Origin of the sequence: Sphingobium sp. MP9-4, assembly GCF_005281675.1 — a bacterium.
In the GTDB taxonomy this organism is placed as follows: domain Bacteria; phylum Pseudomonadota; class Alphaproteobacteria; order Sphingomonadales; family Sphingomonadaceae; genus Sphingobium; species Sphingobium yanoikuyae.
The window spans coordinates 18032-44531 of sequence record NZ_LUFI01000045.1; the positions used below are offsets into that span (position 1 = coordinate 18032).

At 64.7% G+C, this 26500-nt stretch carries 33 protein-coding genes; 20 read left to right on the top strand and 13 right to left on the bottom strand.

Features of this window, described 5'->3' with window-relative positions:
* Positions 1-70: 70 nt before the first annotated feature.
* Entirely contained in the window at positions 71-652 is a 582-nt protein-coding gene (locus A0U87_RS15110; protein WP_004208617.1) for an FKBP-type peptidyl-prolyl cis-trans isomerase, read from the top strand.
* Positions 653-791: 139 nt separating this feature from the next.
* On the opposite strand, the gene A0U87_RS15115 is transcribed toward A0U87_RS15110, so the two are convergent.
* The 6 genes from A0U87_RS15115 to pyrE form a co-directional block, all read right to left on the bottom strand.
* Positions 792-1118: a hypothetical protein gene (locus A0U87_RS15115; protein ID WP_004208616.1), complete on the bottom strand. Its 327-nt coding sequence runs from the start codon at positions 1116-1118 to the stop codon at positions 792-794.
* A 66-nt stretch (positions 1119-1184) separates the two neighbouring features.
* Complete coding sequence (locus A0U87_RS15120; protein WP_048937447.1) at positions 1185-2267, bottom strand: AI-2E family transporter; 1083 nt, start codon at positions 2265-2267, stop codon at positions 1185-1187.
* 29 nt (positions 2268-2296) lie between these two features.
* Positions 2297-3211, bottom strand: a complete 915-nt coding sequence (gene lepB, locus A0U87_RS15125) for a signal peptidase I (protein ID WP_010339612.1) — start codon at positions 3209-3211, stop codon at positions 2297-2299.
* Between the two features lie 35 nt (positions 3212-3246).
* Positions 3247-3648 (bottom strand): holo-ACP synthase, encoded by a 402-nt coding sequence (gene acpS / locus A0U87_RS15130; protein WP_010339613.1) that lies wholly within the window; start codon positions 3646-3648, stop codon positions 3247-3249.
* A gap of 13 nt (positions 3649-3661) precedes the next feature.
* Positions 3662-4393: a pyridoxine 5'-phosphate synthase gene (locus A0U87_RS15135; protein ID WP_010339614.1), complete on the bottom strand. Its 732-nt coding sequence runs from the start codon at positions 4391-4393 to the stop codon at positions 3662-3664.
* A gap of 1 nt (position 4394) precedes the next feature.
* Positions 4395-4976, bottom strand: a complete 582-nt coding sequence (gene pyrE / locus A0U87_RS15140) for an orotate phosphoribosyltransferase (RefSeq protein ID WP_137405665.1) — start codon at positions 4974-4976, stop codon at positions 4395-4397.
* 284 nt (positions 4977-5260) lie between these two features.
* On the opposite strand from pyrE, the gene coxB reads away from it, so the two are divergent.
* The 11 genes from coxB to A0U87_RS15190 all read left to right on the top strand — a co-directional run bounded on the left by coxB (position 5261) and on the right by A0U87_RS15190 (position 14432).
* Positions 5261-6268 (top strand): cytochrome c oxidase subunit II, encoded by a 1008-nt coding sequence (gene coxB, locus A0U87_RS15145; protein WP_137405666.1) that lies wholly within the window; start codon positions 5261-5263, stop codon positions 6266-6268.
* Between the two features lie 14 nt (positions 6269-6282).
* Positions 6283-7962 carry a cytochrome c oxidase subunit I gene (gene ctaD / locus A0U87_RS15150; RefSeq protein ID WP_004208609.1) on the top strand — a complete coding sequence of 560 codons (1680 nt, stop codon included), beginning with the start codon at positions 6283-6285 and terminating at the stop codon, positions 7960-7962.
* Positions 7963-8094: 132 nt separating this feature from the next.
* A complete protein-coding gene (locus tag A0U87_RS15155) occupies positions 8095-9015 on the top strand; it encodes a heme o synthase (RefSeq protein ID WP_048937459.1) in 921 nt (306 codons plus the stop codon).
* Positions 9012-9149 (top strand): hypothetical protein, encoded by a 138-nt coding sequence (locus A0U87_RS26225; protein WP_010339616.1) that lies wholly within the window; start codon positions 9012-9014, stop codon positions 9147-9149. Before A0U87_RS15155 ends, A0U87_RS26225 begins: the two co-directional genes overlap by 4 nt.
* On the top strand, positions 9149-9724 hold the full coding sequence (locus A0U87_RS15160) for a cytochrome c oxidase assembly protein (RefSeq protein WP_010339617.1): 576 nt from the start codon (positions 9149-9151) through the stop codon (positions 9722-9724). The genes A0U87_RS26225 and A0U87_RS15160 overlap by 1 nt, the downstream gene beginning before the upstream one ends.
* Before the next feature lie 44 nt (positions 9725-9768).
* On the top strand, positions 9769-10599 hold the full coding sequence (locus A0U87_RS15165; protein ID WP_004208605.1) for a cytochrome c oxidase subunit 3: 831 nt from the start codon (positions 9769-9771) through the stop codon (positions 10597-10599).
* A gap of 10 nt (positions 10600-10609) precedes the next feature.
* Positions 10610-10993, top strand: coding sequence for a DUF983 domain-containing protein (locus A0U87_RS15170; protein ID WP_010339618.1), 384 nt, complete (start codon positions 10610-10612; stop codon positions 10991-10993).
* On the top strand, positions 10990-11631 hold the full coding sequence (locus A0U87_RS15175) for an SURF1 family protein (RefSeq protein WP_010339619.1): 642 nt from the start codon (positions 10990-10992) through the stop codon (positions 11629-11631). The genes A0U87_RS15170 and A0U87_RS15175 overlap by 4 nt, the downstream gene beginning before the upstream one ends.
* A 44-nt stretch (positions 11632-11675) precedes the next feature.
* Complete coding sequence (gene thrC / locus A0U87_RS15180; RefSeq protein ID WP_048937446.1) at positions 11676-13076, top strand: threonine synthase; 1401 nt, start codon at positions 11676-11678, stop codon at positions 13074-13076.
* 53 nt (positions 13077-13129) lie between these two features.
* Complete coding sequence (locus tag A0U87_RS15185) at positions 13130-13999, top strand: class I SAM-dependent methyltransferase (protein ID WP_010339621.1); 870 nt, start codon at positions 13130-13132, stop codon at positions 13997-13999.
* Positions 14000-14165: 166 nt separating this feature from the next.
* Complete coding sequence (locus A0U87_RS15190) at positions 14166-14432, top strand: endonuclease domain-containing protein (protein ID WP_010339622.1); 267 nt, start codon at positions 14166-14168, stop codon at positions 14430-14432.
* Positions 14433-14493: 61 nt separating this feature from the next.
* On the opposite strand, the gene A0U87_RS15195 is transcribed toward A0U87_RS15190, so the two are convergent.
* Together A0U87_RS15195 and A0U87_RS15200 are read right to left on the bottom strand one after the other, a co-directional pair.
* Positions 14494-15240 carry a glutaminyl-peptide cyclotransferase gene (locus tag A0U87_RS15195; RefSeq protein WP_010339623.1) on the bottom strand — a complete coding sequence of 249 codons (747 nt, stop codon included), beginning with the start codon at positions 15238-15240 and terminating at the stop codon, positions 14494-14496.
* On the bottom strand, positions 15237-15974 hold the full coding sequence (locus A0U87_RS15200) for a folate-binding protein YgfZ (protein ID WP_010339624.1): 738 nt from the start codon (positions 15972-15974) through the stop codon (positions 15237-15239). The genes A0U87_RS15195 and A0U87_RS15200 overlap by 4 nt, the downstream gene beginning before the upstream one ends.
* A gap of 69 nt (positions 15975-16043) precedes the next feature.
* Between A0U87_RS15200 and A0U87_RS15205 the strand changes: the two genes are divergently transcribed.
* Positions 16044-17375, top strand: a complete 1332-nt coding sequence (locus A0U87_RS15205; RefSeq protein ID WP_010339625.1) for a dihydroorotase — start codon at positions 16044-16046, stop codon at positions 17373-17375.
* Between the two features lie 185 nt (positions 17376-17560).
* On the opposite strand, the gene A0U87_RS15210 is transcribed toward A0U87_RS15205, so the two are convergent.
* From A0U87_RS15210 to A0U87_RS15225, 4 genes are all read right to left on the bottom strand, one after another.
* Positions 17561-18169 carry an outer membrane beta-barrel protein gene (locus tag A0U87_RS15210; RefSeq protein ID WP_137405667.1) on the bottom strand — a complete coding sequence of 203 codons (609 nt, stop codon included), beginning with the start codon at positions 18167-18169 and terminating at the stop codon, positions 17561-17563.
* 171 nt (positions 18170-18340) lie between these two features.
* On the bottom strand, positions 18341-18781 hold the full coding sequence (locus A0U87_RS27125; RefSeq protein WP_199909696.1) for an excalibur calcium-binding domain-containing protein: 441 nt from the start codon (positions 18779-18781) through the stop codon (positions 18341-18343).
* A gap of 568 nt (positions 18782-19349) precedes the next feature.
* Positions 19350-20246, bottom strand: a complete 897-nt coding sequence (gene rarD / locus A0U87_RS15220) for an EamA family transporter RarD (protein WP_199909709.1) — start codon at positions 20244-20246, stop codon at positions 19350-19352.
* A gap of 2 nt (positions 20247-20248) precedes the next feature.
* Entirely contained in the window at positions 20249-20470 is a 222-nt protein-coding gene (locus A0U87_RS15225; protein ID WP_004208594.1) for a hypothetical protein, read from the bottom strand.
* Positions 20471-20632: 162 nt separating this feature from the next.
* Between A0U87_RS15225 and A0U87_RS15230 the strand changes: the two genes are divergently transcribed.
* From A0U87_RS15230 to A0U87_RS15250, 5 genes are all read left to right on the top strand, one after another.
* Entirely contained in the window at positions 20633-21379 is a 747-nt protein-coding gene (locus A0U87_RS15230; protein WP_029548006.1) for a hypothetical protein, read from the top strand.
* 140 nt (positions 21380-21519) lie between these two features.
* Complete coding sequence (locus A0U87_RS15235; RefSeq protein ID WP_010339630.1) at positions 21520-21885, top strand: hypothetical protein; 366 nt, start codon at positions 21520-21522, stop codon at positions 21883-21885.
* Positions 21875-22126 (top strand): hypothetical protein, encoded by a 252-nt coding sequence (locus A0U87_RS15240; protein WP_234415716.1) that lies wholly within the window; start codon positions 21875-21877, stop codon positions 22124-22126. The genes A0U87_RS15235 and A0U87_RS15240 overlap by 11 nt, the downstream gene beginning before the upstream one ends.
* 86 nt (positions 22127-22212) lie before the next feature.
* Complete coding sequence (locus A0U87_RS15245) at positions 22213-23121, top strand: LysR substrate-binding domain-containing protein (protein ID WP_010339632.1); 909 nt, start codon at positions 22213-22215, stop codon at positions 23119-23121.
* 268 nt (positions 23122-23389) lie between these two features.
* On the top strand, positions 23390-24409 hold the full coding sequence (locus tag A0U87_RS15250) for a fatty acid desaturase family protein (protein ID WP_010339633.1): 1020 nt from the start codon (positions 23390-23392) through the stop codon (positions 24407-24409).
* An 18-nt stretch (positions 24410-24427) separates the two neighbouring features.
* Here A0U87_RS15250 and A0U87_RS15255 read toward each other — a convergent pair whose 3' ends face one another.
* Positions 24428-25006: an Lrp/AsnC family transcriptional regulator gene (locus A0U87_RS15255; RefSeq protein ID WP_010339634.1), complete on the bottom strand. Its 579-nt coding sequence runs from the start codon at positions 25004-25006 to the stop codon at positions 24428-24430.
* On the opposite strand from A0U87_RS15255, the gene A0U87_RS15260 reads away from it, so the two are divergent.
* Together A0U87_RS15260 and crcB are read left to right on the top strand one after the other, a co-directional pair.
* Positions 25005-25967, top strand: a complete 963-nt coding sequence (locus A0U87_RS15260; protein ID WP_010339635.1) for a DMT family transporter — start codon at positions 25005-25007, stop codon at positions 25965-25967. The two genes, A0U87_RS15255 and A0U87_RS15260, sit on opposite strands and share 2 nt — an antisense overlap.
* Positions 25968-26011: 44 nt before the next feature.
* Positions 26012-26398 carry a fluoride efflux transporter CrcB gene (gene crcB / locus A0U87_RS15265; RefSeq protein ID WP_010339636.1) on the top strand — a complete coding sequence of 129 codons (387 nt, stop codon included), beginning with the start codon at positions 26012-26014 and terminating at the stop codon, positions 26396-26398.
* Positions 26399-26500: the final 102 nt, after the last annotated feature.

Sequence of the window (26500 nt, forward strand, 5' to 3'; positions counted from 1 at the left end):
CAGGACGGCCGGTTCGCGGTCGTCCTGACTCTTTGCTGATTTCCCGTTCTTCATTGCGAGGCGTTCGCCCATGTCCACGACGGCTGTCCCCCTTCGTCCTATCGCCAAGGGGTCGCTGACGCGACTCTGGATCGGTGTCGCCGCGATCGCGCTGGCGGCCGGTGGTCTGGCCTGGGCAGGGCAGCAGGGCGTGGAAGCATCGCCGGCCGCCTTCCTGACGCAGAACGCCCATGCCAAGGGCGTGGTGACGACCGAGTCGGGCCTGCAGTACCAGGTGCTGGAGGAAGGCAGCGGGCCGAGCCCGACGACCGCCGACGTTGCGCTGGTGGGCTATAAGGGCACGCTGCTCGACGGCACCGTGTTCGACGAGAATCCGCAGACGCCGATGCCGGTCGATGGCGTGGTGCCGGGCTTCTCCGAAGGCCTGCAGAAGATGAAGAAGGGCGGCAAATATCGCCTGTGGATCCCGCCGCAGCTTGGCTATGGCGAACAGGCCGCCGGCCCGATCCCGGCCAATTCGGTGCTGGTGTTCGATGTCCAGCTGCACGACTTCAAGTCGCGCGCGGAAATCATGCAGATGCAGCAGCGGATGCAGCAGATGCAGGGTGGCATGCCGCAGGGCGCCGTTCCGCAGGGCGTGCCGGGCAACTGATCCGATCGATCCGAGAGTAGAGAAGGGCCCGGTTTCCGGGCCCTTTTTCTTTGGTGGTTAGAGGTTGTCTGAAAAATGCGCGAAAGGGCGCATTTTTGATGCGGTGCGGCTGCGCCAGAGGCGCAGTCCGGACAAATGCTCAGAGGCTGGCCTGATCGCCGGGCGCCGATGGCGGGAAGGCGAGGCCTTCGGCGCTGCCAATCTTTTCCTCGCCGGTGAACAGGCGGTCGAGTCGCGCCTTCACGTCGCGCCGATATTCGACGCAGGACACCGAACGCGGTGCGCCAATGTCGATATCGTCGGCGATCGCCGACTTGATCCGTTCCAGTGCGTCATTGTCGAGGATGCCGGCCCGATGCAGTTCCCGGCAGAGCTGGACCATTCCGGCGGCGGTCGCCTGGGCCCGCATGCCGACATTGGTCAGTTCGAAATGCAGCTTCTTCTGCTGCTCCATTGCCACGGTCATGCCATTCTCTCCTTTCGCTTTAGGATAGAAGCGCAGGAGCAATCGTTACGTTCCGGGACGCATTCGTCAATCGCCGTTTTTATCGTCGCTTTTCAGGATGGTCTGCCCTGCCAGAGCCTTGGACCGTTCCTCCAGATAGACCTTGATCATGGCGACGATCGGATCGGCCAGGAACAGGCCGAGGATGCCGAACAGCGCACCGAGCAATATCTGCGCCGCCAGCACCAGTGCCGGGGCCAGGTCGGTTGCGCGCTTGGCCACCATCGGCACGATCAGATAGCCGTCGATGATCTGCACCGCCATGTAGACGCCAAAGGCATAGAGGCCGGTATGGGTGCCGCCGGAAAAGCCGACAAGGACGATCAGCACGCCCGAGATGATCGCGCCGATATTGGGCAGGAAGGCGAGCAGGCCGGTGAGGATGCCGAGCAGGCCCGCCATCGGCACGCCGCCCGCCCACAGCAGCAGCCATACGCCCACGCCCTCCACCGTCATGCCGATCAGCCGGCCGAACATCAGCCGGCGCAAGGTGAAGGCCATCTTGTCGGCGACGGTGTAGAAATGGGCGCGCTTGTCCATCGGCAGCATCCAGGCGACGCCGCGCTCGTACAGCTTGGGTTCGACCGCGATGAAGATGGCCAGCACCAGCATCATGACGCCGCTGGTGATCGCGCCGACGGCGGTGCCGACGGCGGCGGTGACCCGGCCCATGGAACTCATTGCCTGCTGGGCCAGGCCCTTGAGGTCTTCGGGCGTGGTGGTGATGCCAAGCTGCTGCATCCAGCCGCCGACCCGCTCCACCTGCGCCTCGACGATGGTGCGCATCGCCTGCGCCTGGGCGGCCAGGCTGGAGCCGGTGAGGTAGAAGGTGTAGGCGAGGAAGGCGACGACGGCGAGCAACACGATCGTCAGGCGCCAGCCCCGGCCGATCGGCAGCACGCGGCCCAAGAGGCGGGTGCCGCCATCCATCACGGTGGTGAAGACCAGCGCGCCCAGGATCAGCATGATCGGCTGGGCCAGCAGCACGATCAGCGCGATGCCGATCGCCATCGCGAACCAGACGCCCGCCCGCTTGATCTCATGCTGGACCAGCGGGCTGCGCAATTCGCTGGGGCCGGGTTGCTCGATATGCTGCTGCGCGTCGCTCAAACCCGGAACCCCCTGTCAGATGCTGTGAACTATTTCGCCTCGGTAACGCTCTGGGGGCGCAGGCTGTTCCCGGCACGGCCGCCACGGAAGGCATGGAGCCAGCTGATCGGATTCCAGCTCGAATCGCCGTCCAGGCTGAAGGTGATGAATTCGGCGCGACCGCCGATCGCTTCCCACGGCACCGGGCCGCCCAGGCCATTTTCCTCCAGCGGCGCGCGGCTGTCGGCGCTGTTGTCGCGATTGTCGCCCATCAGAAAGACATGGTCGGCGGGCACGCGGACCGGGCCATACCAGTCGAGCGCGCTCGGCCCCATGTCGATCGTGACATAGGTCTTGCCGTTGGGCAGCACTTCCTGCCGCACCGGCAGTTCGCACCAGCTCTTGCCCGCCTTGTCGGTCACCAGCGCGCCAGGGAACTGCATCGGCGGGCAGGGGGCGTTGCCGTCGACCGCTATGCGCAGGGGCTTGAGCACCTTCTGCGGCACCGGCACGCCGTTCAGGATCACCTGACCGCCGCGCACCTCGACAATGTCGCCGGGCAGGCCGATGACCCGCTTGATATAATCCTCGCGCCGGTTCTGGGGCGAGACGATGACGATGTCGCCACGCTCGGGCAGATGGCCCAGGATGCGCCCCTTCAGGAAGGGCAGCGGATGGAAGCTGGGGCTGACATAGGACCAGCCATAGGGGAATTTGCTCACCACCAGCCGGTCGCCCTTCAGCAGCACCGGCATCATCGATTCCGACGGGATGTAGAAGGGCTTGGCGACGAAGCTGTGAAAGGCCAGCACGGCGAGGATGAGCAGCACGATGCTCTTCACCTCATGCCACCAGTTCACCCCGCTGTTGCCGGCCCCGCTATTGCCTGCCTCCTTGTCGTCGGCTGCCGTTTCGGGCGCGGCGGGGGGCAGGGGGTCGGTTTGGGTCATGTCGACTGCCGTCATGGAAGGGCTATGCTCGGATGGGGAGGGCGGCCCGCTCAAAGCGGCAGCGCCTCGATGATGACGAAGGCCTGCGCCCATGGATGATCGTCCGTGAGCGTCAGGTGAATGACCGGCTTGTAGCCCGCCGGCACCATCGATGCCAGCCGCTGTGCGGCACCGCCGGACAGCGCCAGCGTGGGGGCGCCGCTGGGCGCGTTGACGACGCCGATATCCTTCATGAAGACGCCGGCCTTGAAACCGGTGCCGACCGCCTTGGAAAAGGCCTCCTTGGCGGCGAAGCGCTTGGCCAGCGTGCCGGCTTTGGTAAACGGCCGGCGTTCCGCCTTGGCCTGTTCGACATCGGTGAAGACGCGCTGGACGAACCGGTCGCCGAAGCGGTCGAGCGAATTCTGGATCCGCTCGATATTGCAGAGATCGGAGCCGAGGCCGATGATCACGCTTTGGCGGCCTTCATCGGGCCAGGTCCATCTGGCGCCGCATTTCGCGGATGCTGGCTTCCAGCCCGCCGAAGATCGCCTCGCCGATCAGGAAATGGCCGATATTGAGTTCGGCGATCTGCGGGATGGCGGCGATCGGCGCGACATTGTCGAAGGTGAGGCCATGGCCGGCATGCGGCTCGATGCCGTTCTTGGCGGCGAGCGCGGCGGCGTCGGCAATGCGGCGCAGCTCGACCGCGCGGGCCTCGCCGGTCAGATGGGCATAGGCGCCGGTATGAAATTCGACCACGGGCGCGCCAAGCTGGATCGCGGCCTCGATCTGGGCGGCGTCGGCCTCGATGAACAGGCTGACGCGGATGCCGGCCTCGGTGAGTGCGGCGACGATCGGGCGCAGCACTTCGATCTGGCCGGCGGCGTCCAGGCCGCCCTCGGTCGTGCGCTCCTCGCGCTTTTCCGGCACGATGCAGGCGGCATGCGGCTTGTGCTTGAGGGCGATGCCCAGCATTTCCTGCGTCGCCGCCATTTCCAGGTTCAGCGGCACGTCGAGCGCCGCCATCAGCATCGCGATATCCTCGTCGCGGATATGGCGGCGATCCTCGCGCAGATGCGCGGTGATGCCGTTGGCGCCGGCCTTCACCGCCAGCAGCGCGGCCTTGACCGGATCGGGATGTTCGCCGCCCCGCGCGTTGCGGATCGTCGCCACATGGTCGATATTGACCCCCAGGCGCAGCGGAACGGCGGCCATCTTATTGCTTCCGGCTGCCGGGCTTGATCGCTGGCACCGCTTCCAGTTCGGGCGGCAGCTGATCGGCGTCATAGACCGGGAAATTGATGCTCACGAGCGGGTAGAAGGGGACGCCCAGGTCCACTTCGCCGGCCGAACGATCGACCAGCGCCACTTCGGCGACGACGATGCCGCCTTCGCGCTCGACCGCCTCGATCGCCTGGCGCGAGGACAGGCCGGTGGTGACGACGTCTTCCACCATCAGCACTTTCTGCCCCGGCGATATGGCAAAGCCGCGGCGCAGTTCGAACACGCCCTCGGGCCGTTCGAGGAACACCGCATCCTTGTCGAGCGCGCGGCCGACTTCATGGCCGATGATCAGGCCGCCCATGGCGGGCGACACGACCAGGTCGATCTCCTGGCGCAGCTCGCGCGGCAGCTGCTGCACGGTGGCGCGGGCCAGCTTGCCGGCGCGCTCGGCATTCATCAGCACGCGGGCGCACTGCAGGTAATTGTCGCTGCGGCGGCCCGACGACAGGATGAAATGTCCTTCGAGCAGCGCACCTGCTGCCCGGAATTCTGCCAATACTTCTTCGTCGGTCATTCCGCCCTGTTCCACTATTCCGTTGCGGGAGGTCGCGCAAAAACGGCGCCCGGCCCGCCCATATCGCACGGGCATGACATGCCCATGATCGCGCACCTGTGCGCGAGGTGCGAGATAGGCGGGAGCGGGAGGCGTTGCAACAGCGAAGAAAATCTGGTCCACACTGACTTGAGGCAGAAAAATTCGTTGCCTATAAGCCGCCACATAGACCGAACGGGCGGGCACGACGCGAAAGTGGACGTTCCCGTTGCAGCGGCAACAAGGGGTTAGGGGTAGATGAGGCTATGAAAAAGGTGAGATCGCTCATTCTGGCCGGCTCGCTGGCAATGGCGCCGGCAACGGTGATGAGCCCGATGGCATTGGCGCAGGAGAATGCCGCCGCTGCCGCCCCCGCTGCTGACAATGCAGCTATATCGACCGAATCACCCGACAATGCGACGGCCCCTGCGGCCGAAGCCGCGCCCGCCGCCAAGGTCGCCGCGCCGCCGCGGATGAAGCCGACCGAAGGCATCGGCATGCCCAAGCCCGGCGAGATCACGCTGCAGGAGCAGTTCACCTCCACCGGCCACACCGCGCGCTGGCTGCACGACAAGATGCTGCTGCCGCTCATCACCATCATCTCGGTCTTCGTGCTGCTGCTGATGCTCTATGTGATGGTGCGCTATCGCCGCTCCGCCAACCCGGTGCCGTCCAAGACCTCCCACAACACTGTCATCGAAGTGGTGTGGACGCTGGTCCCGGTCCTCATCCTGCTGGTGATCGCGATTCCCTCGATCGGCCTGCTGGCCGACCAGTATAAGCCCGCGCCCAAGGATGCGCTGACCGTGAAGGTCACCGGCTATCAATGGTATTGGGGCTATGAATATCCCGACAACGGTATCCCCGAATTCGTGTCGAACATGCTGCCCGAGGACAAGGCGAAGGAAAATGGCGAGCCCTATCTGCTCGCGCCCGACAATCGCCTGGTCCTGCCGGTCGGTCGTCCGGTCAAGCTGATCATCACCGGCGCCGACGTGATCCACAGCTTTGCCGTGCCTTCGCTCTGGGTGAAGATGGACGCCGTGCCCGGACGCCTGAACGAGAAGAGCTTCACCATCGAGAAGCCGGGCGTCTATTATGGCCAATGTTCGGAACTGTGCGGCGCACGCCACGGCTTCATGCCGATCGCGATCGAGGCGCTGCCCCCGGCTCAGTTCGACCAGTGGGTCCAGTCGCAGGGCGGCACGCTGAAGGGCGCAGCGGCGGAGAAGACGGCTGAAGCCGCTGCCGCTACTGCTGAAAAGAAGATCTGAGGGGTAGGAACGTCATGACCACCATCACCGCCGACCATCATGGCGATCATCATGGCGACCATGCCCATGATCATCATGATGCCGACCACAAGCCGGCCTTCTTCCAGCGCTGGTTCATGTCCACCAACCACAAGGACATCGGCACCCTCTATCTGATCTTCGCGATCATGGCCGGCCTGATCGGCGGCGCCATTTCCGGCCTGATGCGCATGGAATTGCGCGAGCCGGGCATCCAGTTCCTGCATATCTGGGCGCAGTGGAGCGACGGTCCCGCCGCGACGCTGGACCAGGCCTATCACCTCTGGAACGTGCTGATCACCGCCCATGGCCTGATCATGGTCTTCTTCATGGTGATGCCCGCGATCATCGGCGGCTTTGGCAACTGGTTCGTGCCGATCATGATCGGCGCGCCGGACATGGCCTTCCCGCGGATGAACAATATCAGCTTCTGGCTGCTCATCCCCGCCTTCCTGCTGCTGCTCGGCTCCACCTTCGTGCCCGGCGGCACCGGCAATGGCGCGGGCACCGGCTGGACCGTCTATGCGCCACTGTCGACCAGCGGGTCGGCCGGCCCGGCCGTCGACATGGCGATCCTGTCGCTGCACATCGCCGGCGCCAGCTCGATCCTGGGCGCGATCAACTTCATCACCACCATCCTCAACATGCGTGCGCCGGGCATGACCCTGCACAAGATGCCGCTGTTCGTCTGGTCGGTGCTGGTTACCGCCTTCCTGCTGCTGCTCGCGCTGCCGGTTCTGGCCGCGGCGATCACCATGCTGCTGACCGACCGCAATTTCGGCACCACCTTCTATGATGCGGCCGGTGGCGGCGATCCCGAACTCTACCAGCATCTTTTCTGGTTCTTCGGCCACCCCGAAGTCTATATCATGATCCTGCCGGGCTTCGGCATCGTCAGCCAGATCGTCTCGACCTTCAGCCGCAAGCCGGTGTTCGGCTATCTCGGCATGGCCTATGCCATGGTCGCGATCGGCGTGGTCGGCTTCGTCGTCTGGGCGCACCACATGTTCACCACCGGCATGTCGGTGAATGTGAAGATGTATTTCACCGCCGCCACCATGGTCATCGCGGTGCCGACCGGCATCAAGATTTTCTCGTGGATCGCCACCATCTGGGGCGGGTCGATCAGCTTCAAGACGCCGATGGTATGGGCGCTGGGCTTCATCTTCCTGTTCACCGTGGGCGGCGTGACCGGCGTGGTGCTGGCCAATGGCGGCGTCGATGACGTGCTGCACGACACCTATTATGTGGTCGCGCACTTCCACTATGTGCTCTCGCTGGGCGCGGTCTTCTCGCTGTTCGCGGGCTTCTATTACTGGTTCCCGAAAATGACGGGGCGCATGTATAATGAAGTGCTGGGCCAGCTCCATTTCTGGGTCTTCTTCATCGGCGTGAACCTGCTGTTCTTCCCGATGCACTTCCTGGGCCTGAGCGGCATGCCGCGCCGTTATCCCGACTATCCCGAGGCGTTCGCCTATTGGAACAAGATCGCGACCCACGGCTATGAGATCATGGCGGTCGGCGTGCTGATCTTCCTGGTCAATGTCTTCTGGTCGCTGTTCGCCGGCAGACGCGCCGAGGGCAATCCCTGGGGCGAAGGCGCGACGACGCTGGAATGGACGCTGACCAGCCCGCCGCCCTATCACCAGTTCGAGACCCTGCCGGTCATCGACTGATTGCCATGCGGGTGCCCGGCCTAGACCGGGCACTCCATCCCCCTGCGGCGGGGCAGATGGGTAGGACCGTCTGTCCATTTGCCGGAATCGGTCAGGGCCTGTATGGGGCGCCGGCTGATCGAAGAGGAGTTTATGGCCAGTTCGCCGCTTTCGTCCGGGGCTAATGCCCCCGTCCTGCCCGCTCATTGGCGCGATTTCGTCGCGCTGACCAAGCCGCGCGTGATGACGCTTGTGGTGTTCACGGGCCTGTGCGGGCTGCTCGCCGCGCCCGGCCATATCCATCCGGTGCTGGGCTTTACCGCGATATTGTGCATCGCGCTGGGCGCCGGCGCGGCCGCCGCGCTCAACCAGTGGTGGGAAGCCGACATCGACGCCAAGATGAAGCGCACCGCCAGCCGGCCGCTGCCCGCCGGCCGGATGGAGCGGCAGACGGCGCTGCATTTCGGCGTCGGCCTGTCCTTCTTCTCGGTGATCCTGATGGGGATGGCGACCAACTGGCTGGCCGCTGCGGTGCTGACCGTCTCGATCCTCTTCTATGTCTTCATCTATACCATCTGGCTGAAGCCCCGGACGGCGCAGAATATCGTCATCGGCGGCGCGGCCGGCGCCTTCCCGCCGGTGATCGGCTGGGCGGCGGTGACGGGCGACATCACCGCGCTGCCGATTGCGCTGTTCATGCTGATCTTCTTCTGGACGCCGCCCCATTTCTGGGCGCTCGCGCTATTCGTGAAGACCGATTATGCCGCCGCCGGCATCCCGATGCTGCCGGTCGTGTCGGGCGAGGTCGTGACCCGGCGCCAGATCCTCTTCTACACCTTCATCATGGCGGTTGCCGCGCTGGCTCCGGTCGCGCTGCAACTGACCGGCGCGATCTATGGCACGGCGGCGCTGGTGGGCACCGCGATCTTCGCGGCCATGGCCTTCCAGGTCTATCTGCGCCGCGAAACCGATCCCGCGCGCATGGCGCCGGAAAAGCGGTTGTTCAAATATTCGATCCTGTATCTCTTCCTGCTGTTCGGGGCAGTGGTCGTCGACCGCTGGCTGCTGGCATGAGTCCGGAAGATCAGGATCAGGTGCGCGCACGGCAAAAGTCCCGTGCGCTGGTGACCGGGCTGCTGCTCGGCTTCCTCGCCATCCTCTTCTTCGCCATCACTTTGGCGAAGATCGGCGCGAGCCATAATATCTGATGGCCTCGCTCCCGCCCTCGCCCTTTGACCGCGACCGCCGCAACCGGCGGACGCTGGTGGCGATGGCGGGCATCGGCCTGGCGATGCTTGGCCTCGGCTTCGCCTCGGTCCCGCTCTACCGCATCTTCTGTCAGACGACCGGTTTCGGCGGCACGACCCAGCGCGCGGCGGCCGATGTGAAGCTGACCCCGGTGGCCGGGCGGACCATGTCGATCCGCTTCGATTCCAATGTCCAGCCCGGCATGCCCTGGGAATTTCGCCCCGAACATCGCACCGACACGGTGACCGTCGGCGCCCGCGACATGGCGATTTTCATTGCGAAGAACCTGTCCGACAAGCCGGTGACCGGCACCGCCAGTTTCAACGTCACGCCGACCCAGGCTGGCGCCTATTTCACCAAGATCCAATGCTTCTGCTTCACCCAGCAGACGCTGCAGCCCGGTGAAGAAGTGCGCATGCCGGTGATCTATTATGTCGATCCCAAGATATTGCAGGATCCCGACAACAAGGACACGCAGCAGATAACGCTCAGCTACACCTTCTATCCTGTTGAGCAGGGGAAGCAGCCAAGCTAAGCTGACGAGAATAACCGAAAAACAGGGAAGAGGTAGAAACCGTCATGGCAGGCGCCAAGAACCACGATTATCATATCCTTCCGCCCAGCATCTGGCCGCTGTTCGGCTCGATGTCGGCGCTGGTGATGGCGATGGGCGCGATCATGTGGATGCATCCCGACGCGATGCCCGCCGGCGGTGGCTGGATCTTCCTGATCGGTGTGGCCGGTGTCCTCTTCACCATGTTCAGCTGGTGGAGCAATGTGATCGCCGAGGCGCATGCCGGCGATCATACGCCGGTGGTTCAGCTGCATCTGCGCTATGGCATGATCCTGTTCATCGCGTCCGAAGTCATGTTCTTCGTCGGCTGGTTCTGGGCCTTTTTCGACTTCTCCCTCTTCCCCAGCGAACTGGCGCCGATCGAGGGCATGTTCCCGTCCAAGGGCATCGAGGTGATGAACGCGTTCGAGCTGCCCTTGCTCAACACGCTGATCCTGCTCTGCTCGGGCACCACCGTCACCTGGGCGCATCATGCGCTGATCCACGGCGATCGCGAAGGGCTGAAAAAGGGCCTGTGGTGTACGGTGATCCTGGGCGCGCTGTTCAGCTGCATCCAGGCCTATGAATATATGCACGCGCCGTTCCCGTTCGGCGGTTCGCCCTATAGCTCGGCCTTCTATATGGCGACCGGCTTCCATGGCTTCCATGTGCTGGTCGGCACCATCTTCCTGGTGGTGAACCTGATCCGCGCCTATAAGGGCGACTTCACCCCGCGCCAGCATTTCGGCTTTGAAGCGGCCGCCTGGTACTGGCATTTCGTCGACGTGGTGTGGCTGTTCCTGTTCGCCGCCATCTATGTCTGGGGCGGCTGGGGCGCGCCGATCCACGGCGGCTGATGATTCAAGCATGACGGCGAAGGCGACAGGCATGGACCTGCTTGCGGCCTCCGCCCGCGGCCTTTGCCCCCGTTGCAGCGCACCGACCCTGTTCGAAGGGCCGGTGCGTTTTGCGTCGCGCTGTCGCCAGTGCGGGCTGGACTATGGCCAATATAATGTCGGCGACGGGCCGGCGGCTTTCCTGACGCTGATCATCGGCGCGGTCATGGTCGCGCTGGCGCTCACGCTGGAACTGACGGTCCATCCGCCGCTGTGGCTGCACCTGCTGCTCTGGGCGCCGCTGACCGCCGGCGCCGTGGTCGGCAGCCTGCGCGTCGCCAAGGGCGCGCTGCTGACGGTCGAATATCGCAAAAATGCCCGCGAGGGACGGGTGGTGGAGAAGAAGGACGCATGAGCGGACGGCGCATCCCGATTGTTCCGACCGTGCTGGTCTGTGTCGCGATCGCTGTCATGATCGCGCTCGGCATCTGGCAGTTGCAGCGCCGGGGCGAGAAGGAAACCATGCTGGCGTTGGCGGCCAGCAATGTGTCGCGCCCGGCCGTCGCCTTCCCCAAAATGCCGCCGGTGCCCGATGAACTTCTGTTCCGCCCGTCGTCGGTCCATTGCCTGCGCGTCGTCGGCTGGCAGGTGGAGGCCGGGCGCGCCGCCGACGGATCGACCGGCTATCGCCATATCGCCCAATGCACGACCGGCGCCGAAGGGCCGGGCGCGCTGGTCGCTGTCGGCGTCGGCCAGAAGCCGGATGACAAACCGGCCTGGACCGGCGGGCAGGTCGAAGGCTGGATTTCGCAGGAGCCCGATCATCGCTCGCTGATCGCGCGGGCAGGGGGCAGGACCATGCCGCTGCGGCCGATGCTGGTCGCGCGCGCCGCACCGCCGGGCCTGAAACCCATGGCACCGCCCAGCACCGCCGACGTGCCCAACAATCATCTCGCCTATGCGGTGCAATGGTTCATTTTTGCCGCGCTGGCGGCAATAATCTATCTGCTTGTCCTGCGCCGACGCAATGCGGAGCCGCCAAGGCCGTCGTAAAGGCTTGCCCCGGCGCGCGCGCGTCGCTACCGCGCTTTCCCATTATGCAATATGTCAGCACCAGGGGAAGCGCACCGGCGCTCGGTTTTGAAGATGTCACGCTGGCGGGCCTGGCGTCCGACGGTGGGCTTTATGTGCCGGAGAGCTGGCCGCAATTTTCCGCTGCCGACATTCGCGCCCTCGCTCGCCTTTCCTATGTCGAAACCGCCGTGCGCGTCATGGCGCCGTTCGTCGCCGGATCGCTGAGCGAAGAGGAACTGCGTGAGCTGTGCACCGCTGCCTATGGCCGGTTCAGCCATGACGCGGTGACGCCGCTGGTCCAGCTCGACAATCGCCACTGGATGCTGGAGCTGTTCCATGGTCCGACCCTGGCGTTCAAGGATGTCGCGCTCCAGCTGCTCGGCCAGCTGTTCGAGCGCTTCCTGTCGCGCCGCGACGACCATCTGACCATCGTCGGCGCCACATCGGGCGACACCGGTTCGGCCGCGATCGACGCGGTCGCCGGCCGCGAGAAGGTCGACATCTTCATGCTGCATCCCGAGGGCCGGGTGTCCGACGTGCAGCGCCGCCAGATGACCACGGTGCTGGCGCCCAATGTCTACAACATCGCGATCGACGGCAGCTTCGACGATGCGCAGGCGCTGGTGAAGCGCATGTTCAACGACGCTGACTTCAAGGCGCGCTTCAACCTGTCGGCGGTGAACAGCATCAACTGGGCGCGGCTGATGGCGCAGGTCGTCTATTATTTCTACGCCGCCGTGCGGCTGGGCGCGCCCGATCGCCCGATTGCCTTCTCGGTGCCGACCGGCAATTTCGGCGATGTCTTCGCCGGCTATGTCGCGTCGAAAATGGGCCTGCCGATCGCCAAGCTGGTGGTCGCCACCAACGTCAACGACATATTGCACCGCGCTTTGTCGGAGGGCGACTATAGCCAGGGCCAGGTCGTGCCGACCGCGACGCCCAGCATGGACATTCAGGTCAGCTCCAATTTCGAGCGGCTGCTGTTCGATGCCGGCGGCCGTGACGGCGTTGCGCTCGCCCAGCAGATGCAGGGTTTCGAGGCGAGCAAGGCGATGCGCCTCACCAATGCTCAGCGCGAGGGCGCGGCGAACCTGTTCACCTCCGCCCGGATCGATGCCGACGGCATGACCATGGCGATGCGCTGGGCGTTCGACGCCGCCGGCCAGGTGATCGACCCGCACAGCGCCATCGGCCTCGCCGCCGCGCGCGAGGCGGACATCGACCCGTCGATCCCGGTGGTGACGCTGGCGACCGCCCATGCCGCCAAGTTCCGCGACGCGGTGGAGCGGGCGACCGGCACGCGGCCACCGCTGCCTGCACGGGTCGGCGACCTGTTCGCGCGCGAGGAAAGCTATGCCAAGCTGCCCGGCACGTTCGAGGCGGTGACCGCCTATGTCGCGGAGCGGGCGACGCCGCGCGGCTGATCGCGGGTTGATCCCCTCTCGACAGGAGCGGCGCAAGAGACGATGAGGCCGAAATGGAACTCAAGACTCTCATCGGCGAACCCTGGTCCGACTATGGCCTGATCGACTCGGGCAACGGTCGCAAGCTCGAACGCTATGGCCGTTTCCGCTTCATCCGCCCCGAACCGCAGGCGATGTGGGCGCCGGCGACCGAAGACTGGCGCGCCGACGGCGAATTCATCCCCGGCTCTGACGAGGATGGCGGCGGCCGCTGGTATTATGACAAGCCGGTCCCGGCCGAGGGCTGGCCGCTGCACTGGAAGGAAGTGACCTTCCAGTCGAGCTGTACCCCCTTCCGCCATCTCGGCTTCTTCCCCGACATGGCGCCGGTGTGGGATTTCATGCGCGCCAGCACCGCCGACAAGCCCGAGGCCGAGGTCATGAACCTGTTCGGTTATACCGGCGTCGGGACGCTTGGCATGTCGGCGGCCGGCGCGCGCATGGTCCATGTCGATGCGTCGAAGAAATCGGTGGCGCAGGCGCGGGCGAACGCCGACCTGTCGGGCATGGGCGGCCGGCCGATCCGTTGGATCGTCGAGGATGCGGCCAAGTTCGTCGCGCGCGAAGTGCGGCGCGGCCGCCGCTATGACGGCATATTGCTCGACCCGCCCAAATATGGCCGCGGCCCCGACGGCGAAGTGTGGCGGCTGGAGGAGGATCTGCCGGGCCTCATCGCCAATTGCCGCCAGTTGCTGGACGCGGACAGTCGCTTCCTGTTCCTCACCGTCTATGCGGTGCGCATGTCCGCGCTGGCGATCGGCGAATTGCTACGCCAAGCCTTTGCCGACCTGCCCGGCGAGGTGGAAGCGGGCGAACTGACCGTGCGCGAGGAAGCCCGCGGCCTGCTGCTCCCCACCGCCATCTGGGCGCGCTGGAAGCGCTAAACCGCCTATAAGCCCTCTCCCGTTTACGGGAGAGGGTTGGGTGAGGGCTTTTCTACGACTGCCCTCATGATAGACTCTGCCAATGCCCAGCATCGGCCCGACCAGTCCCAACGCTTCACGTCTGCGGCGCAACGCAACTGAATGTGAGCAACGGCTATGGGCCGTCTTGCGCAATCGCCAGCTTGAAGGTTTCAAGTTCCGGCGCCAGGCGACGGTCGGGCCATTCGTGGTCGATTTTCTCTGCGCCGAATATCGCTTCATCGTCGAGATCGATGGCGGGCAGCATGATGAACGGACGGATGCGTCGCGCACGACGCAGCTGCAATCGGCGGGCTATGTGATCCACCGGTTCTGGAATCATGATGTGGTCGAGAATTTCGACGGCGTGGTGGAGCGGATCAGGCTGGAATTGCTTGCCGTTCGAGAGACGTAAGCAAGAAGACCCTCACCCAACCCTCTCCCGCCTGCGGGAGAGGGCTATTACGCGCGTTGCCTTACTTCCCGACCTTGATTTCGAACAGTTTCGGCCAGTTCTTGCCGGTGATGAAGACGCGGTCGGTCTTCGCGTCATAGGCGATGCCGTTGGCGACGGCTTCGCTGTCGGTGACGCCGGCCTGCTTGCGCAGCGGGGCGACATCGATCCAGTCGATCACGCCGCCGCTGCGCGGGTCGATCCGGGCGATCTTCGTGTCATACCAGACATTGGCCCAGATCTCGCCCTTGACCCATTCCAGCTCGTTCAGCCGATCGACCGCGCGGCCGTTCCAGGTGACGGTGATGCGGCGCTGTTCGTTCAGCGTCTCGGGATCGAGGAAGCGCAACTGCGCGCTGCCGTCGCTCATGATGATCGACCGGCCATCCTGGGTCAGGCCCCAGCCTTCGCCTTCATAGCGGAAGGTGGAGAGGGGCGAGAAATCGTCCAGCTTCCAGACAAAGCCCTGGCGGTGGCGCCAGGTCAGGCTGACCAGCTTACCGCCCCAGTTGACGATGCCCTCGCCGAAATAGGGCTGCTCGACCACGCGGCGCTGTTCGACTTTGCCGGTCTTGAGCGCGACCTTGCGGATCTCCGACTGGCCTTCAAGGCCGGTGCTCTCATAAAGCGCGCCGTCGAGGTAGAAGAGACCCTCGGTGAAGGCCGCCGGATCATGCGGATAGGCCTTGACCAAAGTCCAGGGGGTTTCCGCCCCGGCCGGCGCGGTCAGGGTAAGGGCGCAGGCGAGCGCCAGCAGCCCTTGCCTCATTCGGCGGCCTGCGCGGCGATCGCGGTGGCGAGCCAGGCGGGCAGGGTGGCGGGGGCGATCGCCTCCACCCGTTGCAGTTCGATCGAGAGGCCAAGGTCGGGCAGGGCGGCGCGCTGGCGCTTTTCGTCGGCCTGTTCCAGCGGCACCGCGACCAGCCGCCGGTTCACCTTGTTGCGATAATGCATGCGGGCGGTGTTTTCCTGACCGACATAGCAGCCCTTGTCATAATCGACGCCGTGCAGCTCCTCGGCATTGGTTTCGAGCCACAGAATCTGGTCCTGCCCCAGTTCCGCCGCGCCTTCGAACACCCCAAGCGACAGCCGATGGGCGCGGAACGCGGCGGCGGCGTCGCCATCGCTCGCCGGCGCCAGCCAGCGCGCGCCCAGTTCAGGCAGGCGCGGGTCGCGGGGTCTGTCGGCGGCATCGAGCGCCCAATGCACCGCCAGCGACTCGTCGCGGGCAATCACCACCTTGCGGCGCAGCCGGTATATGGTCAGCCGCTTGGCCAGCGCATCTGCCTGCGCCGCCTCGCAGTCGATCAATATATCGCCGTCATCGCCCCACAGGATGAAGTCGAACAGCGCCTTGCCCTGCGGCGTCAGCAGCGCGGTCCAGCGCGCTTCGCCGTCTTTCAGCGTCAGCACGTCGCGGGTCAGCAGCCCCTGCAGGAAGGGACGCGCCTCTTCGCCGGAAATGCGCAGCACCGCGCGGTCGGTAAGGGTGGTATCGGTCATCGGCTTTAGGTAGGACGGCGGCACGACTTCGCCAAGCGGTTCGCGCGAACAGCAGACAGGAATATCGCCATGACCCAGACCTTCGACATGATCCTCAAGAACGGCACCGTCCATACGCCGGGCGGCGCGGAGCAGGTGGATGTGGGCGTGCGCGGCGGCAAGATCGTCGCCATCGGCACCAGCCTTGGCGATGCGGGCGAAGTGATCGACTGTACCGGCCTTGACGTGCTGCCGGGCTGCATCGACAGCCAGGTGCATTTCCGCGAGCCGGGGCTGGAATATAAGGAGGATCTGGAATCGGGCAGCCGCGCCGCGGTGCTGGGCGGCGTCACCGCCGTGTTCGAAATGCCCAACACCAATCCCAATACCGACACTGCCGAGCGGGTGCATGACAAGCTGAAGCGCGCCCATCACCGCATGTGGTGCGACCATGCCTTCTATGTCGGCGCGACGGCAGAAAATGCCGAGCAGTTGAAGGAACTGGAGCGCATTCCCGGCACGTCCGGCGTCAAGATCTTCATGGGCGCATCGACCGGCAGCCTGCTGGTGGATGATGACAATGCGCTGGCCCGCGTGCTGGCGTCGGGTACCCGCCGCGTCGCCATCCATGCCGAGGACGAGACGCGGATGAACGCGCGCAAGGATTATCGGGTCGAGGGCGATCCGTCCTCGCATCCCGTGTGGCGCGACGATGAAAGCGCGATGATCGCGACGAAGCGGATCATCGCGCTCGCCCGCAAGGCGCGCCGCCGCATCCACATCCTGCACGTCACCACCCCGGCGGAGCTGGAATATATCGGCCAGAACAAGGATGTCGCGACCTGCGAAGTCACACCGCAGCATCTGACCCTGGCCGGCGAGGATGCCTATCCGCGCCTGGGCACCTATGCCCAGATGAACCCGCCGATCCGCAGCGCGGCGCATCGCGACGGCCTGTGGTTCTGGCTCAACCAGGGCGTGCCCGACGTGCTGGGCAGCGACCATGCGCCGCACACGATCGAAGAAAAGGCGAAGGTCTATCCCGCCTCGCCCAGCGGCATGCCGGGCGTGCAGACGCTGGTGCCGCTGCTGCTCAATCATGTCGCCGAAGGGCGGCTGACGCTGCGCCGCTTCATCGAACTGACCTCGTCGGGGCCGCAGCGCGTGTTCGGCCTCACCTGCAAGGGCCGGATCGCGCTCGGCTATGATGCCGACTTCACCGTGGTCGACCTCAAGAAGAAATGGACCGTCGGCAAGGATTGGCTCGCCTCGCGCTGCGACTGGTCGCCGTTCGACGGCATGGACCTGACCGGCAAGGCGATCGGCACCATCATCCGCGGCAACCGCGTGATGTGGGAAGACAGCCTGGCCAATCAGGCGGTCGGCGAGCCGGTCCGGTTCGAGGCGACCGAATTCAACTGATCGGGATCAGGCCGTCGCCACCGACGGCCTGCAGCCCCCTCCCGTAAACGGGAGGGGAATGGCGGGAAACCACCCATCTCAGACATGAAAATGGCCCTGACCATCCGAAGACGATCAGGGCCGCAAGTCGTACGGAAAAGAATTCCGGGCCGGTCGCTCAGCCGCGTTCGCCGAGCAAGATCAGATTAGAAGCGGAAACCGCCCGTTACCGCGATCTGATGGCGCGACGCGGCGATGCCGGTGTTGAAACCGTCATAGCTGTAATTGCCATAGTCGCTGTAGCGATATTCGAGACGGGCAAAGTTTCCTGCGTTCGCGAATTCGATGCCGCCGCCGACGCGGTAACCGTCAAGGTTGTCGCCTTCGCTGGCGCTGTCGCCATCATAGCTGACCGAGAGCTTCGCGCGGGCGTTGGTGTAGCCGCCCTTGGCATACAGCATCAGGTTCTGCGACACCGGGAAACCAAGGCGCGCGCCGACATAGAGGTCGCGGCCAGCCGACAGCTTCCAGCGATCGCCATCGACAAGAACGTCGGTTGCGGTTTCCTTGACGGTGGAGTCGCTGACTTCACCGTCAACGCCGATTACCAGAGTGCCGATGTCATAGTCATAGCCAGCGGTCAGGCCATAGAGGAAGCCGCCCTTGCTATCGTCGAGATCGTCGTAGGACAGATTGACACTGTCATAGCCAACGGTCGCACCGACCTTAAAACCGCCGAAATTCGAGGCTTCCTGCGCGTATGCGGGAGCCGACACAGCAGCCAGAGCGGCCGCCGCGAAAAGAACGTTCTTCAAATTACAAACCCCTGATATTGATGCACAAAGTTATCGTGCGACCCTTGCTGGCTCAAATAGGGGGTGAAGCCGTTAGGGCAACCTTGGTTTCGTTTCCAAACCGTTTCGAGGATGGATTGTGACAATTATGTCGCGTTGCGATTTGTCGGGATGGATTGACGATGATTGGGGTTATCGTCCCCGATATGGCTCACATGCGATGCCATCCCCGTCGCCATCCATATGTGCCCCATAGCCCGGCTGCCCCCGGTGGATTGGCGCAGCGCCGGCTGCACGGGCGTCGGCGCAATTCCGATACGACCATGTTCCCGACCCCGTTGGAGTTTGGGCGCGTGGGCTGCGCTGAGGAGTGGCGCTAGAACCTGAAGGCTGCTGGGCGTCCAGTTCGTCCGCCGACATCGGGCGATCCCGGATCGTGTCGCGGGTCGGTCGCCACTCTGATGTGACTTCGTCGGCGGCGCTGGCTTCGGGGACCGTCGTTGAGGAGGACATGTATCTGCTACCACCGCCCACGGCGACGCCGACCAGCCCGGCGACCGCAAACGACTTCAAGGCGAAATTGTTACGCATGTGGGGCATATTGTCGATCGAGAGTAAAGGATCGGTTTGCATTCGAGGGCGGTGCCGATCCGGTGCCCCATTGGCGCGACTCGCTTTGATGGGAGCCGTGCTGCCGCGCGGCGGTCAGAGGGTTTCCGGCTTTGAAGTGGGGGGCCTGCCAGCGGGCCTGTTCGAGATTGCATCAGTGATATGGATAGCCATGGGACAAGCGCGAGGCGGCGTGCCAACGATTATGTCCAGTATCAAACATTCTCTTCCAAAACCCGTCAGTCCGCTTCCCACCCATTCCGGCCGCCCCGATAAAAGCCCTGTCCTACAGCCATGTGCCCGGTATAAATTTCCGGCCGGCTCCTTCCTATCGTCAACCCATTCTATTCCGGTCGTTTTTTCCGATCGGCCCAATATCCCTCATGGCGCACACGCGTAAACTTCCACGCGCTTGCAGCTAAGGCATTGAAAAGATGTTGTTATGATCGGGGCAAAACGTCATCGGGCAGCCGCTATCGCCGCCTGATCGGCATAGTTTCGCCTCTTGCGACCAAGTAATCCCGCTGTTTGGGCCTTTTCGCCCACCATGCACGCCCATCCGCTACCCTGAACGGGTCTGTCCAGACCGGGGTCAGGCCGTGGCCAGCCGGTTGCGGCGGGCGGCGGCATAGCTGTCGCTGGCGAAGAGGATGAGGCCCAGCCAGATCAGGCCGAAGCTCAGCATCTGCCCCTGGCTCAGCGTCTCGCCCAGCAGCACCACGCCGCACAGAAATTGCAGCGTCGGCGCCAGGTATTGCAGCAGCCCCAGCGTCGCCAGCGGCAGGCGCTGGGCGGCGGTGGCGAACAGCACCAGCGGCACGGTGGTGACGCCGCCGGCCAGGATCAGCAGGCCGGTGGTCGGCACGTCCTGGCCAAAGCTGATGCCGCCATGGCCCGACAGCCAGATCAGGTAGCCGATCGCGGGTGCGACCAGCAGCAGCGTCTCGACGCCGAGGCCCGTCATCGGCGCAATCGGGGTGAGCTTGCGGATCAGGCCATAAAGGGCGAAGCTGATCGCCAGCGCCAGGCTGATCCACAAGGTGGTGAGCGCGGCCGCAGCCAGGATGGCGACGCCGATCGCGGCGATCGCGATCGCCAGCATCTGTCCGCGCCGCAGCCTTTCCTTGAGTATGACGACGCCGAGGCCCACGCTGACCAGCGGGTTGAGGAAATAGCCCAGGCTGCAGGCGACGACATGGCCGTCATTGACCGCCCAGACATAGACCAGCCAGTTGATCGCGATCATCACCGCCGATGCCATCAGCGGCAGGACCAGCCGGGGCGTCCGCAAGGCGGTTATGAAGGCCGCCAGTCCCTTGCGCGCGGCCAGCAGCACCAGGATCAGGATGACCGACCAGATCACCCGCTGGGTCACGATCTCGATCGGGTCGACATGATGTAGCAGGCGGAAGAAGAGCGGCAGCATCCCCCAGATGCTGTAGGTGCCGATCGCGGCGATGACGCCCTTGCGGGCTTCGCTTTCCGCTATGGTCACAGGATTCCGCCGCCCAGGAACAGGCGCAGCGCGCCGAAGGCGGCGACGATCAGGCAGAAATTCTGCCCGCCCTTTTTCGACGACATCAGGCCGATGAAGGCGCCGAACAGCGCCATCGGCACCAGCAGCCAGTTGAGCGCGCCGAGCAGCGGAAACACCGCCGGGATCATCAGGACAAGGGTGACAAGACCGATCAGGGCTGACAGAAGGTTGAGCATAGTCCGACTGATGGCGGCTTTGCTGTCCCGGAACAAGACAAGCGACCATGCCACCCTGCAGAAACTGGCCCTGCGATGGGGTAGGGGCGTCTATGCACCCTGAATGCGAACGGAAAGTCCCGCTATCCGTTCTATGTGCCGGGTTATGAAGGAGCGAGGCGGATGGCGATTTCCAGACAAGTTGGTGTGATGGCGTTGCTGCTGGCGCTCGCGGCCTGTGGCAAGGGCGGCAAGGACGGCAATCTTGCCGCGCTGGACGACCAGTTGACCAACAATGCCGCGGACCCGGCGGTCAAGGGCGCGCTGGCCGATGATATCGTCGTCGATCCCAATCTGGTCGGCCAGTCGAACCGCAATGCCGTGCGCAGCGCCGATCGTGCCGCCAATGGCGCATTGCCGGTGCTGAGCGGCGACGCCGGCAAGGCGCAGGCGGAAGCGGCCAAGCTGGTCGGCGGCAAGCTGCTGTCCGCCCCGGCGCCGGTCAGCGGTCCGATCAAGAACAGTCCGATGACGCTGGGCGGGCTGGCGCGCGAACAGGCGCAACTGGGCGGCGGGGGCAATGCCGGCTGCGCCAAGAAGCTGGTCTATGGCATGCAATGGGCCAGCCGCATGCCCGATCCCTTCACCCTCTATCCCGGCGCGCAGCTGACCGAGGCGGCGGGTGCGGAGAAGGATGGCTGCACCCTGCGCGCGGCGAGCTTCGTGACGCCGGTGCCCAAGCAGGGCGTGATCGATTATTATTATACCCAGGCCCGCCGCGCCGGCTTCGATGCGGAACATCGCATCGTCGAGGGCGACAATGTGTTGGGCGGCACGCGCAAGGCCGATGGCAGCGCCTATTTCATCGTCTTCACCAATGCGCCGGGCGGCAAGACGGGCGTCGACATCATCGCCGACCACGGCCGATAAGCGTAAGGGGGGCTTCGCCCTCTTTTGCTGCACAGGGTCGCTTTGTTTCCAAAACGGAAACGATCTGTCGTCCTTTTGCCGGCTACAAGCCCGACCCGTGCATCGCTACATCCCCTGCAACAACAGGTGGGATCAAGGCGATGCAACACTCCGTCTTCAACCGGGCCGATACGGCCAATGACAATGTCGGCGAACCCTTTGACGCGCAGGAGCGCCAAGTGCTCTGGCTGGCCGATAGCGATCCGGCCAGTTCCGTGCCTTCGGTCCGCGCGCCGCTCGGCCGCTTGCGCAGCTTCCTGCGCGGCCCGGAACCGACCTACACCCTGGCCAATCCGCGGCTGGAAACGCTGCGCCAGAGCGCGATCATCCTGCGCACTGGCCGGTCGCTGACCGGCGAGGAGCTGGAGGCGTTCGATGCGGCGGGTTTCTCGCGCGAGCAGCTCGACCTGCTGCGCGTGCTCTACATGACCGGGGATGCCCGGCGGGCGGTGGTCCGTGCGGCCTGATCCTTCAGGCGGCGCGTTGCGCCAGCCGCCGATGCAGGCGCTGGAGATGCTGCGCGCATTCCATCTGGCGCATCCGCGTGTCGTCACGCGGCTGGCGCTGTTCTTCCTGATCCTGTTCGTGGAAATCGTCTTGTTCAGTGGCATCAACGGCATGGTCGATGATCTGCTGGTCTCCTTCGTGGCGACGGTCGCGGCGTCGCTGCTGTTCCTGCCGATGATGGTCAGCGGCCAGGCGCGGTGATCGTGGATGCCGCGCCCGGCTGGCGCCAGCCGGGCGGAGCGTGTAGCACCGGTCCGACGCGGAAGGAGAGCGGACGGGACGGCGCCATGGATCTGGATGATTTGCGCAGCTTTGCCCAGGTCGTGCGCCATGGCGGCTTCAGCGCGGCGGAGCGCGCCACCGGCGAACGCAAGGCGAAGCTCAGTCGCCGGGTTGCGCGGCTGGAACAGGTGCTGGGCGTCCGCCTGATCGAGCGATCGACCCGCAATCTGCGCGTGACCGATGTCGGCCGCGAAATCTATCGCCAGTGCGAGACGATCGCCGAGGGGATCGACGCCACCCAGGCGATCGCCGCGCGTGCCCGGTCGCAGATCAGCGGCAATCTGCGCATCGCCTGCCCGCCGGGGCTGGCCCGTTATCTGCGCACCGATGTCTTTGCCCGGTTCCTGCTGCTCTATCCCGACGTGCATCTGGAAATGCATATCAGCAGCCAGCGGATCGACCTGATCCAGGAACGGTTCGATGCCGCCTTTCGCGTGGATATCGACACCGTGCATGATCAGGCGCTGACGATGCATCAATTGGGACGGCTGGACCGCATATTGGTTGCCGCGCCGGCGGTGGCGGCGCAGGTCGCGGCAACGACCATCGCCAGCCTTGCCGACCTGCCGACGCTGAGCGTGGGCGAGCATGTCGAACATGATGAGTGGCTGTTGATGAACGGGCAGGGGCGACAGCATGTCGTCGCCCATCATCCCCGATTCTGCAGCAATGATTCAGCGACGGTGCGCGATGCGGCGGTGGCCGGGCTGGGCGTGGCGCTGCTGTCGTCAGCGGCCTGTTCGGTCGAGCTGCAACAGGGACGGCTGGTGCATGTCCTGCCCGACTGGCGGACCAGCGAGGGCATCGTCCACGTCCTCTTCACCGCGCGCACCGGCATGTCGCCGACCCTGCGCGCGTTCATCGACTATGTCGCGGAAAGTTTTCCGTCGCTGACGAGCGGCCCGCTGGCCTGAATGGCCGTCAGCGCAAGCCGGCTTCCTTGGTCAGGCTGTACAGCCCGCCGACGATCAGCCCGAGCGCCAGCATGTGCGCCGAAAATTCGAAAACAATATCAACCATCATCGATCCCCACCGATTGGAAGCGATCCTTCTGCGGCCATGCGCCTAACAAGCCGTTAATGCTGATGGGAAAGAGGGGCGCCCGGCACGATGCTTGACGCTTGTTTGTCCCGATCATAGCATTGGGGCCAAATTTGGTGGAGCGTTCGGAGACTGGGTTCCATGGAAGAAAATGTCCAGGAACGTGGCGCCGGATACCGCTATTCGCGGCGTGCGACCCTGCCGTTGATCCGGCAATTGTCGGTCGTGCCCAACTGGCGCAACGCGCTGCTGCTGGCGCTGCAATGGGCGGTGATGATCGCCGCCTGCGTGATCGCGATCCGGGCCGATCGCTGGCCGGCCTATCTGATCGCCGGCATCGTCATCGGCACGCGGATTCAGGTTCTGGCGGTGATGATGCATGAGGCCTGTCACGGGATGCTGTTCAGCAACCGGCGCGTCAACGACCTGATCGGCGACCTGTTCGTTGCCTATCCGCTCGCGCTGAGCATCGATCTCTACCGTGTCGCCCATATGGTGCATCATCGCCATACCAACACGATGCGCGACTATGATTATCGGGTGCAGCGCAAGGATGCCGACCAGCATTTCCCGAAAAGCGGGCGCGCCATGGTCGTGCTGCTGCTGCGCAGCCTGTCCGGCCTCAACTATTATCGGGCGGCGCGGGCGGCACGAATCTGGTCGCCCTTGTCCAATTTCCACAATCCGATGCGCTTCGGCTTCGATTTCCGGCTGGCGCTGCGCGTCCGCTACATCGTCTGGGCGGTGCTGGTCTATGGCGCGATCCTGTGGTCGCCCTGGCGCTGGCAGATATTGGGGCTGTTCATGATTCCCCAGTTCATCTGGGCCAATGTGTTCAACCGGTTGCGGGCGATGGCGGAACATAATGGCGTCACCGACGAGACGGAAATCCGCGGTACCCGCACCGTCATCCCGACCCTGATCGACCGGATCCTGATCGGGCCGCTCAATGTCAGCTATCATCTGGAACATCATCTGTTCCCGTCGGTGCCCTGGCATAATCTGCGCCGCTTGCACCGGCATCTGATGGCATCCGATCCGCTCTATGCGCGCGATGCGCACGTTACGCAGGGCTATTGGGGGGTGATCCGGGAATTGATGCCGCCGCCTGCGGTCAGTGGTCCCGATCGGCAGCAGGTTCCGGTCGAGACGAATCCGTAATTCGAAGGGGCGCACGGATCAGGGAATGACCAGTTCCATCCCCGCCTTCACCCGGTTGAGCGCCAGATAGCTGTGATAGCTGGCGACCGATTCATTTTCCGCGAACAGGCGGCGGGTGATCGCTTCATAACTGCGCATGTCGGGTGCGACGATCAGCATGATGAAGCTGCGGCCGCCGGTGACATAATAGCATTGTTGCACTTCGGGCGCGTCGCGGAACAATTGCTTGGCCTTGTCGACGCGCGCCGCCTTTTCATCGACCAGATTGACCTCGACGATCGATGTGACGCCCAGGCCCACCTGATCGGGATCGACGATCGCGACATTGCGCACGATCACGCCGCTGCGCTCCATCGCGGCGATGCGGCGCTGCACGGCGGCGGTCGACAGGTTGACCGCCTCCGCAATTGCGCGCTGGGGCATGCGGGTGTCGCGCTGGATCAGGCGCAGAATCGCCCGGTCGAAATGGTCGATCTTGGTGGTCTGGCTCATGAAATGAGTAATTGTTGCATTTGACCGGCCAATCAAGAGCGCCTTTCTCATGTCGATGATGATATTTCCCGTCACCTGAATTTTCGACAGGCGGAAGGCGAGCATGAACCAGTCACGAGCATCCGGCGCGATCCTGGCCGGCATCTTTTGCGGTATGGGAGCAGGGGCGCTCTGGGGCCTCGTCTTCCTGGCGCCTGAGATCGTGCCGGGCTTCAGCCCGCTTGAACAGGCGATCGGCCGTTATCTGGCCTATGGGCTGATGTCCGTGCTGCTGGTTGCGCCGCGCTGGCGGGCGATCCGGCCGCTGCTGACGCCGCGCATCCTGTGGGCGCTGGCCTGGCTCGCACTGGCAGGGAACCTCTTTTATTATGTGCTGCTGGTGAGCGCGGTGCAGATGGGGGGCATTGCCATGACCTCACTGGTGGTCGGCTTCCTGCCGGTGGCGGTGACCATCGTCGGCAGCCGGCAGGCCGGCGCGGTGTCGCTGCGGCATCTGGCGCCGTCGCTGCTGCTTTGTGTCGCGGGTGCGCTGTGCATCGGCTGGCAGGCGATCGTCATGCCGGGCGGGGGCGCGGTGGCGACGCGGATCATCGGCTTTGCCTGCGCGGTCGGGGCGCTGATTTCCTGGACCGCCTTTGCGATCGGCAATGCCCATTGGCTGCGGCGGATGGACGGTATCACGTCGCAGGACTGGAATTTCCTGATCGGCCTTGCCACCGGCGCGCAGGCGCTGCTGTTCCTGCCGTTGGTGCCGTGGCTGGGCAGTGGCACGCATGATGCGGCCGACTGGACCCGCTTTGCGGCTGTCGTGATCGCTGTCGCTCTGTTTGCCTCGATCGTCGGCAATGCGCTGTGGAATCGCATGACCCGGCTGCTGCCGCTGACCATGGTGGGACAGATGATCCTGTTCGAAACCGGCTTTGCCCTGCTCTATGGTTTCATCTGGGAAGCGCGGCTGCCGACGCCCTTGGAGGGCACGGCATTCGTGTTGGTGATCCTCTCGGTGCTGAGTTGCATCGCCGCCCATCGCCGTCCCGTCCCGGCGGAGGCCAGCATCGCCGCCTGAATGCGTCCTTTCCCCTTTGGCGGAATCGCGATAGGGCGACAATCATGACCAATATCTTCCTTGTTATGGGCGGCGGCGCGGTTGGCGCGGCGCTGCGTTATCTGCTGGGGCGGTTCGCCGGGCAGATGGCGCCCGGCGCGGCCTGGCCCTGGGGCACTTTTGCCGCCAATCTGATCGGCGGTTTCGCCATGGGCCTGCTCGCCGGATGGCTGGCGCGTGGCAGCACGGCGTCGGGCGAACCGATGCGGTTGCTGCTCGGTGTCGGCGTGCTCGGCGGTTTCACCACCTTTTCCTCCTTCAGCCTGGAGACGATGCTGATGATCGAGCGCGGCCAGATCGGCCTGGCGCTGGGCTATGCACTCTTCTCGCTGGTCGGCGCGGTGGCCGCGCTGGCGCTGGGTCTTACGGTTATGCGGAGTGTTGCGGCATGAAGGGGCGTCCTCCCGGCAAATCCGGCGGTCCGGCACGGGGCGGCAAGCCCGGCGGTAGCAGCGCGAAACCCGGCGGCCGCAGCGGCGCGCCCGGTCGCGCCC